The organism is Streptomyces prasinopilosus (assembly GCF_001419695.1).
GTDB classification, from domain to species: domain Bacteria; phylum Actinomycetota; class Actinomycetes; order Streptomycetales; family Streptomycetaceae; genus Streptomyces; species Streptomyces prasinopilosus.
Window position 1 is genome coordinate 17,842 of record NZ_LIRG01000338.1, and the last position, 11,580, is coordinate 29,421.

Here is an 11,580-nt window from a genome sequence, read left to right on the forward strand (position 1 = left end):
TGATTTCTTCGATAGGAGTCGCGTAGTCGGGAGCGTGGGCCCACGACAGGTCCACTCGATCGGTTTTCAGACGTCGCAGGCTCGCCTCCAGCGATTCGCGTACTGCGGCGCGGGCTGCGCGGAGGGCGGTCAGGGCCCGTATCCCGCCGGCGGCGAGGGTGTCGACGAGCCGGGGGACGGTCGGGTCGGAGGCGACCGGCCCGAACACGGCCGGCTCGGCCCGCAGCATCGCGACATCGGCCAGGCGGTCCCCGCCCAGCACCACCGCGAGCGCCACATCCAGCAGCACCTTGCCCGGATCGTGCACCGCCCGGGCCTTGCGCCACGGCGCGAGCACCGCCGATAGCGCCGCATCCAAACCGGTCCTGCGGACCGTCTCCACCAGCAGCACGGCCCCGGCCTGCGAGACCGCCCCACGACCGCCGCCATCGCGGGAACGCGGGACGACCTGCCGAGCGATCCCGCTTCGTTCGACGTCTCGCCCTTCCGCCCGGCCCGCACTGCGAGGCTTTTCCCGTGGCCGCAGGCAACGGCCCACTTCGGCCCGGCATCCGGCGCCGGCTTCACCGCCCAGGTCAAGGACGTGGCCCTGCGGATCGCGCACGTCACCGGGCACGAACCGCTCGCCCTGGACCTGTCCGAGCGGTCCGCGCCGATCCACGCGGTGCAGGTCGTGTGCCCCGGCACCCACTCCCGCATGCGAAGGGCGATGCCCCGATGACAAGCCACCCTCCTGCCACCACGCCCGCGCCCGCGCCCGTCATGCGGCTCGCGGCCCAGTTCGACGCCTTCTACACCGCGCGGGACCGCAGCACACTGGTCGCCCGCCTGTACGCCACGGCGATGGGCGACGACTACCCTCACGAGGTCGCCGCTTCCAGCTCGTGCGACCGGCCCCTGCTGGGGCTGCTGGCCGCCCGGCTACGGCCCGGCCAGGTCCTCGCCGACGCCGGCTGCGGCACCGGAGGCGCCGGGCTGTGGCTCGCCCGCGCGCTGGCGGCCCGCCTGGAAGGCTTCGACGTCTCGCCCGTCGCCGTCGCGCAGGCCACCGCCCGCAGCAGCCGGTTCGTCCCCGCCGGCCGGGCCGCGTTCCGTATCGCCTCCCTGGACGACATCGGCCTGCCCGACCGCAGCGTTCACGGCGCGGTGTGCGTGGACGCCTTCGCCCTCGCGGCGAACCGGACGGCCGCGGTGCGTGACCTCGGCCGGGCCCTGGCACCCGGGGTCCGCCTGATCCTCACCTCCCAGACGGTGAAGGCGGCCACCGTAACGCCCAGAACGAGGGATTCGCCGTGGATGCGGCGGTACCCCCGGTGGAATTTCTCGCGGACGAGCCGCAGCACTGGCAGCCGGACGGAGTACACGGTCCGCGGCCTCCCGGGCGCTCGGGCCGGGAAGGCCGCGCAGCGTGGCGACGTGCGACCAGATCGCGATGCCGACGCAGCACGGTGCCCGGACGCACCACCAGCCGTATCCTGCGTAGCACCTGCGAGGGCAGGCGGTGCAGCAATGCCGCCGGGAACGTGCGATCGTTCGGGGAGAACCGAACCTTCTCGCCACCGAGTCGGTACTCCAGCACCGTGGTCTGATGCCGGAGGGCAAGGGTCTCCGTGTCCTTACCCCGGCCGCTCACCGGCAGCAGGCGCAGCAGCACGACCGGTCATCATGCCGGGCTGATCACCGGCCCCGCGAGAGCACCGATTCCAGCGTCCGTGCTCGAGGACCCACGCATCCCGCACACCGGCTCCCAGCTCGGCAGATGAAATCTTCGGCAAGGACAGCACCGGCGGCACGGTCCGCACCCTGCGCTGGGGACGGTGAGAGGTCCTCTCCCAGGCCAGAAGGTGGTGAACCGGTCTCATGCGAAGATCCGGGCCCTCGTCGAGCAGGCCGGCCTCCCCCTTCGTCTGGCCAGCTCAGAGCGAAGGGGGAAGGCTCGATCACTGAACTTGCACGTCAGGACCTCTCCAACTACTGCAGCTCCACAAAAACCCCAGCTCAGAGACGCACCGCACCACAGCTGCGAGTCCTGAAACGATCACTAGACTCCCAAGTCAGCGCTTCGCTCACCTAGTGATCGTTAACGGATTTGTCAGATGCGGGTCCCGATGCCCGCGCTTCCGGAAAAGGGAAAACGCATGTGGAGTGCTCAGGACGTGGCGCGGGATCAGGTCCGGCGTCAGGCGGAAGGGTTGGACGTCGCCGCCGTTGCGGAAAAGGTCGCGGAGGCCGCTGTCCGTGAGCGGGAGACCGCGGAGCAGTTGAGGGGGAACGGTTCCTTCTACGCCTTCGAGATGGACCGGGAGCGGTTGGCTGCCATCTGGTGGGCCCAGCACGCTGAATGGCGACGCGTCAGGGACTTGATGACTGCAGCCGGCTGGAGCGTGTACGAGCCGGAACTAGACGCTCAGGGCTCGGCGTGGGCACGCGAGCGTGAGGAACGGTTTGCCGGTGCTCTTGCGGCACCGGCCGCCTTCGGGGAACGGCGAGGAGAGGAAGCCGATGAACTGCGGGCGGAGGTCCGGCTGTCCACCGCGTCCAGCCGACTGATCCAGGTGGTGGCCGGCCGGACGGGACTGCGCCCTTCTGAGGTCCTGGCCCAGCTTGCCGAGCGCATCGTCGTGGGCGATGACGGCACGGTGTCCGTCCCGCCCTTCACACCGTCCTGGTGATTTTTGAAGCGAGCGGAAAAAGCAGAGGAGGAACGGGGAAATGCTGGGTATTCGGCTTCGGGAACACCAGGTGGCCCAGAAAGCGGCTTTCTGTAAGAAGTCATCTCATTTGGCTCGATAGGCTCTTGGTCGTGACAGGGATCGTTGAGCGGCTGGTGCCGGACGAGTTGTGGGAGCTGTTCCAGCGTGTGGTGCCGGCCGCTCCTTCGCGGCCTCAAGGGGGCGGCCGGCGTCGCCATGGCGACCGGGAGGTCCTGGCCGCGATCGTGTTCGTGGCGACGTCGGGCTGCACGTGGCAGCAGCTGCCCTCGGCATCGTTCGGGCCGTCCGGAGCGACGGCCCACCGCCGGTTCACCGAGTGGTCCAAGGCCCGGACCACGAGGGAATGCGCTACATGGGTTGGTCCGGCGTACACAACGAGCAACTGAGGGACTTCCTCCAAACCGGGGAGCGCGTGGCTGACCACTTGTCCGCTCCCTGCACGCTGCTGCTCGGCGAGTACGACAGCGGAGACCGCCTTCAGTACGTCGGCCGCACCACGCCCCTGGCCCGGGCCGCCGGCACTGCGGTCGCCGGCCTGCTCGCTGCAGGGCGGCCCAGGCATCCGTGGACAGGCTGGACGTTCAGCGCCGGGTGGGGTAGCCGAAGAAGCTGAACGTTACGCTGGTGGAAACCGAGCTGAGGGTGTGGGTCTCGAACACCGAATCGAGGCGTGACAAGCTCGCCCAAAAGCAGCTGGACACACTGTGGGAGCTCGGCGTGGAGTGGGCGTAACCAATGCGCCAGGATCGCCTCATGGTGACGACGGCCCGGGGCCCGCACCCGGCGGTGCGGGCCCCGTCCGGTGCCGATCCGACCGGAAGGACCTGCCTCATCATGACCGCCGGCGTCCTCGGTCACGGTCGGGCTCCATTGTGTTCCTGTGCGGTGCCGAAGCCGCGGTTCCGTGGTGCAGTCGAGTCATGGTCCCGCCGCCCGCGCATGATCAAGTTTTTCCGGCACCTGCCCGGACCCGCGATCGCCCCTCCCGCCTGACCGACATCGTGCTCGCCCTGCTGCTTGTGGCCGCGGACGCGATCATCGTCGTCACCGGCACGGTTCTGCTCTTGGCGGTGGGCTTGGGCACCGCGCAGGCGCCGCACTCCTCCCCCACCGCACGCTCCCGCGACGTCCCCTTCCTGATGTGGCTCGTCGTCTGGGGCGTTCCAGCCGTGGCGGCAATCGAGTCCGTCGTGCACGCCCGGCTCAGGATGCCGGTCACCGCCGTGGTGCAGGGCCTGTTCACGCTCGCCTGTACCTTCCTGGCCGTGGCATGGACCCGCATGCTGCTGTCCTGACGCCCCCGCTCCACTGCCTCGGCATGACGGGCCCTACGGGCTCGTGCACGGTAAGCGGTGAGACGGCAAGTCCGGATGGCTGATCATGGCCGGGTAGTGGGGAACCCGACGCGTGCGGTGATCATCAGCAAACAGCGGGGCACGGGTCTGACTGCCGGAGGACTTGCTGAACTCGTCGAGGAAGTCGGCCCGTTGCAGCAGGAATGCCACCAGGCGAGGCTTGCCGCTCGCCCGCGCAACCGTGCCGTGGGCGCCGACGCGGCGGCCGTCGTCGTTCTGGCCTTCCCAGGGACGCCGACCCGCAGCAGGCATGAGGACATGCGGCATGTCCTGCGGCGGGCTGCCCCGGTGATTGAGCGTTCTCAGAGTGGCCACCGATGGGGTGACAGCGGTGAGGACACAACGCACAAGGCACCCGTGCGTTGAGGGAAGTGCTCGAAGTCTCAACTCATCATCTCAGGCGCCTCGTTGACCTCCTACTCTGCCGCACTCGACCTGCCCCATGCGCTGGTCGAGTGGGTCACCATGCTCATCGTCGCCCGCGAGGGTGACCGCCACTGGAAACGTCTGCCGCACCAACGCGCGCTCGTCGGTCTGGTGTACCTGCGCAAGCACGACGCCCCGGCCCAGATCTCCGCCGGCTTCGGCATCTCGGTCGGCACCGTCCACGCTTACACCGCTGCGGTGATCGATCTCTTGGCCACCCGGGCGTCCGGTCTGCTCAAGGTCCTGCGCGAGCACGAACCGGAGTACGTCCTACTCGACGGGACGCTCGCCGAGTGCGTCCGCGGTGGCCACCGCCCCGCACGCGCGGCGCACGGGCATCGACAGCGCCCTGCTGCACACCGCGCAGTCGTTCGCCACCGAGGAAGGCGTGCAGATCATGTGTGCCAGGACCGCCGCCCGCGACTTCCCGGTCCTGCGCTGGTGGCGCCACTGTGGCCCAGCCAGAACGTCCGCCTCCACCTGCAGCGGGCCATCACCTGCAGCGGCGGACACAACGGCTACCGGCTGGCCGTGCGCCCCCTGACCGGCACCGTCATCGAAGACCGACTGCTGCACGTCCGCTGGACCGGTTGATACAGGCGGCCGTCTGGGGCCCAGCGGCGGCAACATGCAGCGCTACGAGTACGTCGTCGTCACCGACCCCGAGGTCATGGCCGAACTCGCACCGCTGTGGCAGCGGTGCGTGGACGCCTACCTCGCCACGACCGGCAAGTACGCCCCCGCCGACATGGACGAGGCCGCGTACGGGCGCATGGTCGCCGCCATCGAGTACCAGCGCGACCACTTCGCCGAGACCCCGGCGCGCATGGGGCGGATCCAGGAGCGTTTCTTCGCCCTCGCGGAGGGCTCCTGCGTCTACCCGGGCGTGCAGAACCTGCTGCTCGCCGCGCGGGGTCTGGGCCTGGCCGCCAACATCACCATCTGGCACCTGATGCTGGAGGAGGAGTGGAAGGCGGCCCTCGGCATCCCCGAGGACATGCACACCTTCGCAGCCGTCCCGGTGGGGTGGCCGCGCGGCAACTTCGGTCCGGTGCGCCGCCGCCCGGTCGAAGAGGTCGTGCACCGCAACCGCTGGTAGGCCACAAGCCCCAGGCGCCGGGCTGCCGGACCGCTGCCGGGCACCGGGCGGGGGAGGCCGCTCCGTCCGGGAACACGATCGCGACCCGGCCGCCCGGCGTTTCCGCCGACGTCACGCGGTCACGCGCCGAACAGGGCGCCCTTGCCGGGCGGGCTGCGCGGCCCCTCCTGCCGCCGCGCACGAAGGGACAGCATGTTCCACACCCTCGGCCGCTGAGGTGGCATCACTGCGCTCGCCCGCGGCCTCGCTCACCACGACGGCTGCATCCAGGTTTGTCCCGCCTGCCGCCAGGTGGCACAGTCGCGTGTACGCGAGCCGACCAAGGAGCGCACCGTGAGGCGTCACCTGCGCACACTCCGGCACGGATGGGAGCGGCTGGGCGCCCACACCCTGGCGCGGCGCGGCCGTGACCTGGAGCTGATGCACCGGGCCCTAGGGTTTGCCACTCTGGCGTTGGTCACGCTGGCGCCCCTGCTCATCGTGGTCGCCGCCGCCGATCCGCTCGGGCGGGGCGGCTTCGCGACCTGGCTCGCGTACGGCATGGGCCTGTCCGGCCGGTCCGCTCGCCTGCTCACGGAGATCATCAGCCCGCCGCGCGAGGTGGTCGGCACCACCAGCGTGTGGGGCGGGCTGGCACTCGCCGTGTTCGGTGTCCCCTTGGGCGGGAGCATCCAGAACGGCTATGAGCGGGTATGGAACCTGCCTCCCGGGCCGTGGCACCGGGTCTGGCGTCAGGCGACCTGGCTGTGCGTCCTGACCGCGTTCCTCTACCAGGAAGTGCTGGCACGTCACGCCATGCACGGGCCTGAGCGGACCACCCTCTCGCTGGTGACCGGCGTCCTGTTCTTCTGGTGGGGGCAGCGTTTCCTGCTGGGCGGCCAGGTCCGCTGGCGGCACCTGCTTCCGGGCGCGATCGCCACCATGGCGGGCCTGATCAGTCTGCGGAGCTTCTCCTCCTTCGTTTTCACACCACTGATCGTCAACAACGCGATCAGCTACGGCACAGTCGGTGTCGTCCTCATCGTCGAGTCGTGGCTCATCGGCGTGGGATTCGTCATCTTCGGCGGCGCCCTGTTCGGCCGCTGGCTCCTCGACCACCACGGGCACCGGTTCACCAGGAATCCGCCCGCGCGGATCGGGACGGAACCGGCCGACGACTGACGCGTACGGCGCCGGGGCACAGGCTCCGCGCCTGGCGCCGGCGCTCGCCCTCGCTCCCCTGCTCACCGTCTGCGGACCTGTGGGTCTCGACTCCGCGGCTCCGCGTGACTCCCCTCATGCGGGGACGACTCACTCATCGGGCAGGAAGGCAGGAAGGCAGCGCATGGCTCGCTCGCGCAAGCACATCGCCCGGGGAGCCGTGCTCACACTGGCCCCGCACGTCCTTCTGCGGCACTTGCCGCAGCCCCACCGACTCCGGCGAGCCGGGCCGCCGTGCGTGCGCTGGCGTACGGCATGTCGTGCAAGGCGTCGGCGCGTCTTCCCGGCTGTTAAGACGCCGTTCCTTATGACGTGATCGTTCGTTGAGCCGTGCATGGCTGATCTGGTGGAGCAGTTGGTGCCAAACGAGTTGCGGGTGCTGTTCCGGCGGGTGGTACCGCCGACGGAGGTCATACGTCCGCAGGGTGGCGGTCGGCGTCGAGCGAATGACCGCGAAGCATTGGCCGCGATCATCTTCGTGGCGACCTCGGGCTGCACCTGGCGGCAGCTGCCACCGGCGTTCGGCCCGAGTTGGACCACCGCATCGTGCTCAACGGGATCCTGTTCCGAGTCCGCACCGGTGTCCCGTGGCGGGACCTGCCGGAACGCTACGGCGCATGGAAGACCGTCTACGAGCGGCATCGCCGCTGGTCGGCGGAGGGTACCTGGGACCGGGTCCTGCACGCGGTCCAGGCCGACGCCGACCTGGCGGGGCGGATCGACTGGTCGATGGTCGGCGTCGACTCGACGTCCTGCCGGGCTCATCGGCACGCGGCCGGCGCCCGCAAGGCCCGGCCTCGGGTCCCGAAAAGGGACGACGCCCCGGCACCACCGCCCCGACGAGGGACTCGGACGGTCCCGGGGCGGACTGATCTGCAAGATCCACCTCGCCGGCGAGGGCGGCAGCCGGCCCATGGCCCTCCTGCTCACGCCGGGCCAGTGGGGCGACGCCCCGCAGATGATCGAGGTCATGGACCGGATCCGGGTTCCCCGCCCGCTGGGCGGACGACCCCGAACCCGTCCCGACCACGTCAGCGGCGACAAGGCATACAGTTCCCGCCGCAACCGCCGCTACCTGCGAAGACGCCGCATCCGGCACACCATCCCGGAACCGAAGGACCAGCGGGCCGACCGCCGCCGCAGAGGCAGAGAAGGCGGCAGACCCACCGGCTTCGACCGCGACCACTACCGGCGCCGCAACGAGGTCGAGCGGACCATCAACCGGCTCAAGAACTTCCGCGCGGTCGCGACCCGTTACGACAAGCGGGCCTACGTCTTCCACGGCACCGTCACCGCCGCTGCGATCCGGCTCTGGCTCCGCCAGTGATCCACCGGACAGAACCTAGTACGAGGTCACACGCACCCCCGGCCACCTGTCCCGTACGCCTGGGCGGGTGGCCGGCCGTGTCACGCGGGGATGGCGGGCCGCCGGGGCCCTGCCCCTTGACCCTGGACGCAAGGGCGCCGGATCCCAAGGACCCGGGAACGGACCTCTCCCGGCCATGAAGCGCCGTCCGCCGCGGTTCGGGGCGGACGCGGGCGCGCTGTACGAGTCGCGGGCCGAGGAGAGGACCCGGCAGGTCGTGGGCGGTCCGGCGGCATGATGCCGCGGTCCGCGGTTTCGTCATCACTCCCCGTCATGAGGCCGGCGGCGTGTGATTTCGGGTTCAGCCGCGGTAGCTGACGCAGCCGTGGCCGTCCCGGTCGTTGTCGCACCGGGTGCTGGATTGCGGCAGACGGGTGAATGCCCTCCCGGCCGGGAATAGCGGGCACGAGTCACGGTTGATCACACCATGACTTCTGAAACGCGCGAGGCATTCGGACGGGTCGGCATCTGGAGCGGCGCCCTGCACGGGGCGCGGGCACACGACGCGGGCAAGGAGGCGATCGCGGACGCGGTCGCCGAGCTCGAAGAACTGGGGTACGGCACTCTGTGGATCGGGGGCAGCCCCTCTCCCGATGACGCCGCGGCTGTCGTCGCCGCCACCCGCACGGTCACCGTGGCCACCGGCATCCTCAGCATCTGGGACCACACCGCCGAGGAGGTGGCAGCGCGCATCGCGGCGATCGACGCGAGCGCGCGCGGGCGTTTCGTCCTCGGCCTGGGCGTCAGCCACGGCCCGATGGTGCCGCAGTACACGAAGCCGTACAGCGCGATGGTGGACTACCTCGACGCACTCGACGCCGCCACCCCGCCCGTGAACCCCGGACATCGAGTCCTGGCGGCGCTCGGCCCGAAGATGCTGAAGCTCGCGGCCGACCGGGCGCTGGGCGCGCATCCCTATCTCGTCACCACCGAGCACACGGCGGAGGCACGCGAGGTGCTCGGCCCCGACGCGCTGCTCGCCCCGGAGCTGTCGGTCGTGCTCGACACCGACCTCGACCGGGCCCGCACCACTGCGCGGAACATGCTGGCGATGTACCTCCAACTGCCCAACTACACCGACAACCTGCTGCGTCTGGGTTTCACGGACAGCGACTTCGAGGGCGGCGGCAGCGTCCGTCTCCTCGACGCCCTCTTCGCCCTGGGCGACGCCGAGCGGGTGAGGGCCCGGACCCGGGAGTACCTCGACGCCGGCGCCGACCACGTCGCGCTTCAGGTGCTCACCGCCGACGAGGGCGGTGCCGGCCTGCCGCGGACCGAATGGCGTCAGCTGGCCGAGGTGTTCGCCGACGACCTGTAGGAGGCGGTACGGGTGGACGATCCGTCAGGGAGGCGGCGCCACCGCTGATGCCCGCCTCGTTCCAGGCCGGTCGGCCCTCATGGCAACGCCCCCGTTCCGCTCGGACAGCGTCGCGGGGCGGGCGGGAAGCCCGTGCTCGTCAGCCGGGCGAACGGGCCGGCCATGGCGTCGGCCCTTGTTCCGCGTGGTGGCCGAGCGGGCGCCGGTCCTCGCCCCGGTGAGGACCGGACTAGCGGTCGATGGTGCGCATCCCTGCCTCGTCGTAGCGCTCGCCCGCGGCCTCGGGCAGCTGCGCGTCGATGCGGGCCAGGTCGTCCCCGGTCAGCGTGATGTCGGCCGCGGCGGCGTTCTGCTCCAGGTAGGCGCGGCGCTTGGTGCCCGGGATCGGCACCAGGTTTTCACCCCGGGCCAGCACCCAGGCGATGGCCAGCTGGGCCGGGCTCACGTCCTTCTCGTCGGCGATCTCCTTCACCTTCGCCGCCAGCCGGAGGTTCGCCTCCAGATGGGCGTCCTGGAAGCGCGGGTTCTGGCGGCGCCAGTCGTCGGCGTCCAGCTCGTCCGGCGAGGTGAACCGCCCGGCGAGGAAGCCGCGGCCCAGCGGCGAGTACGGTACGAAGCCGATGCCCAGTTCCCGGCAGGCGGGCAGCACCTCGGCCTCCACGTCCCGTGACCACAGCGAGTACTCGCTCTGCACCGCAGTGATCGGGTGCACGGCGTGGGCACGCCGGATGGTCTCCGCGCTCGCCTCGCTCAGGCCGATGTACCGGACCTTGCCCGCGGCGACCAGCTCGCCCAGCGCGCCGACCGTTTCCTCGATGGGTACGTTCGGGTCGACCCGGTGCTGGTAGTACAGATCGATGTGATCGGTCCCCAGACGCTGCAGGGAGCCGTGGACCGAGCTGCGGACGTGCTCGGCCGACCCGTCCTGGGGGCCGACCGTGTCGATGTCCCCGGGTACGGCGTTGTCCATCCGGTAGTTGAACTTCGTCGCGATCACGTACTCGTCGCGGTGTCCTCGGATCGCCTCGCCGACGAGCGACTCGTTGGTGAGCGGCCCGTACATCTGTGCGGTGTCGAGGAAGTTCACTCCGAGTTCGGGGGCACGCCGGATGACCGCGATCCCCTCCTCCCGGTCGGCAGATCCGTAGAAGGCGGACATGCCCATGCATCCCAGACCGATGGCGGAGACCCGAAGGTCCCGCAGATTGCGCTCGTGCATGCCGTGTTCCAGCCTTTCCCTGCGCACTCGTTCGTCGTTCGGGGGCACGAAGCCCTTCATCCGTCCAGCGGCAGACTCCCCCGCCCGGCATCCCGGGAGGGGCACCGGGCGGTACGGGCTTCACGGCGGCGGGGGTGCGGCCGGTCGCCGCGCGTACCGAGCGCCCCGTGGGGACGGGGCCTGCCTGCCCGGGAACAGCCGGCCGCGCCGCGGGAGGCGGGCAGGCAGCCGGCGTGACGTCGTAGCCGTCCGGCTGCCCCCACGTCACGACCGCTGCGCGTACGGGCCCTTGGCCTCCCCGTTCACGGCCCGTCCGCCCGTCCGCCCGTCCTCGACCGGCCACGTTCCCGGGGGATCCGGTTCCCTCCCCGGGAAGGGCCGGACGCTCAGGCGCAGGACCAGGCCGACATCCCCTGGAGACGGGCCAACCGCTTGGCCACGGCGATCTGTTCCTTGCGCGTGGCCAGGTCCGCGCGCGGGGCGTACCGGAGTCCACCGGCCGCGACCCAGCTGGACTGCGTGAACTGCAGACCGCCGTAGTGGCCGTTTCCGGTGTTCGCCTGCCAGTTGCCGCTGGATTCACAGGCGGCGATGGCGTCCCAGTCCGTCCCCGAGACGGTCGACGGGGAGGCCACCGCCTGGGCGGGCACGCCGAGGACAGCCGCGGCTGTCAGGACCATCAGGACGGTGCGGATCCGGCTGCCGTGAGCCTTGCACGTGCTGCTCTCATGAGCGTTGCGTCTGCTAGTCATAGGAAGACTGTTACTCCACACCTCGGGGTGACGGCACGTCGGCTGCCGTTTTCTTGAGCCGGTCGGGCGACGCTGTCCTCCTCCTGCCGCTCGGCGTGCGACTTCCGCGCACCGGGCCCGTGGTCGCGTCG

At 70.7% G+C, this 11,580-nt stretch carries 9 protein-coding genes and 7 pseudogenes; 12 read left to right on the plus strand and 4 right to left on the minus strand.

All coding sequences use genetic code 11. The features are described 5' to 3' along the window. Position 1: 1 nt before the first annotated feature. Positions 2–460, minus strand: a pseudogene (locus AOK18_RS33345) (aldo/keto reductase); the annotation flags it as partial. A gap of 123 nt (positions 461–583) precedes the next feature. On the opposite strand from AOK18_RS33345, the gene AOK18_RS33350 reads away from it, so the two are divergent. The 6 genes and pseudogenes from AOK18_RS33350 to AOK18_RS15185 all read left to right on the plus strand — a co-directional run bounded on the left by AOK18_RS33350 (position 584) and on the right by AOK18_RS15185 (position 4,009). Next, on the plus strand, positions 584–721 hold the full coding sequence (locus AOK18_RS33350) for a YcaO-like family protein (protein WP_167738691.1): 138 nt from the start codon (positions 584–586) through the stop codon (positions 719–721). A gap of 122 nt (positions 722–843) precedes the next feature. Beyond that, positions 844–1,677 (plus strand): class I SAM-dependent methyltransferase, encoded by an 834-nt coding sequence (locus AOK18_RS30910; protein WP_240503189.1) that lies wholly within the window; start codon positions 844–846, stop codon positions 1,675–1,677. A gap of 116 nt (positions 1,678–1,793) precedes the next feature. Next, positions 1,794–1,907, plus strand: a pseudogene (locus tag AOK18_RS33045) (IS5/IS1182 family transposase); the annotation flags it as partial. Positions 1,908–2,096: 189 nt separating this feature from the next. Further along, entirely contained in the window at positions 2,097–2,672 is a 576-nt protein-coding gene (locus AOK18_RS15170) for a hypothetical protein (RefSeq protein ID WP_240503188.1), read from the plus strand. Positions 2,673–2,803: 131 nt separating this feature from the next. Continuing rightward, positions 2,804–3,046: pseudogene (locus AOK18_RS30915) on the plus strand (transposase); the annotation flags it as partial. Between the two features lie 588 nt (positions 3,047–3,634). Next, complete coding sequence (locus tag AOK18_RS15185) at positions 3,635–4,009, plus strand: hypothetical protein (protein WP_157865106.1); 375 nt, start codon at positions 3,635–3,637, stop codon at positions 4,007–4,009. A 33-nt stretch (positions 4,010–4,042) separates the two neighbouring features. Here AOK18_RS15185 and AOK18_RS33050 read toward each other — a convergent pair whose 3' ends face one another. Continuing rightward, the gene (locus AOK18_RS33050) at positions 4,043–4,384 is read right to left on the minus strand and encodes a hypothetical protein (protein ID WP_157865107.1); all 342 of its coding nucleotides are present in this window, start codon (positions 4,382–4,384) and stop codon (positions 4,043–4,045) included. A 93-nt stretch (positions 4,385–4,477) separates the two neighbouring features. Between AOK18_RS33050 and AOK18_RS15190 the strand changes: the two are divergent. The 6 genes and pseudogenes from AOK18_RS15190 to AOK18_RS15210 all read left to right on the plus strand — a co-directional run. Beyond that, a pseudogene (locus AOK18_RS15190) lies at positions 4,478–4,805 on the plus strand (helix-turn-helix domain-containing protein); the annotation flags it as partial. Positions 4,806–5,046: 241 nt separating this feature from the next. Further along, positions 5,047–5,594: pseudogene (locus AOK18_RS15195) on the plus strand (nitroreductase family protein); the annotation flags it as partial. Between the two features lie 333 nt (positions 5,595–5,927). Next, entirely contained in the window at positions 5,928–6,755 is an 828-nt protein-coding gene (locus AOK18_RS15200) for a ribonuclease BN (protein WP_055694701.1), read from the plus strand. A gap of 373 nt (positions 6,756–7,128) precedes the next feature. Continuing rightward, positions 7,129–7,326, plus strand: a pseudogene (locus tag AOK18_RS35390) (transposase); the annotation flags it as partial. A 5-nt stretch (positions 7,327–7,331) separates the two neighbouring features. After that, positions 7,332–8,121: pseudogene (locus AOK18_RS30935) on the plus strand (IS5 family transposase); the annotation flags it as partial. Between the two features lie 466 nt (positions 8,122–8,587). Then, a complete protein-coding gene (locus AOK18_RS15210) occupies positions 8,588–9,478 on the plus strand; it encodes an LLM class F420-dependent oxidoreductase (protein ID WP_055694703.1) in 891 nt (296 codons plus the stop codon). A 229-nt stretch (positions 9,479–9,707) separates the two neighbouring features. On the opposite strand, the gene AOK18_RS15215 is transcribed toward AOK18_RS15210, so the two are convergent. Both AOK18_RS15215 and AOK18_RS15220 read right to left on the minus strand, forming a co-directional pair. After that, positions 9,708–10,697 (minus strand): aldo/keto reductase, encoded by a 990-nt coding sequence (locus AOK18_RS15215; protein ID WP_055694707.1) that lies wholly within the window; start codon positions 10,695–10,697, stop codon positions 9,708–9,710. A 386-nt stretch (positions 10,698–11,083) separates the two neighbouring features. Further along, positions 11,084–11,449 (minus strand): transglycosylase family protein, encoded by a 366-nt coding sequence (locus tag AOK18_RS15220; protein ID WP_055694704.1) that lies wholly within the window; start codon positions 11,447–11,449, stop codon positions 11,084–11,086. Positions 11,450–11,580 lie beyond the last annotated feature (131 nt).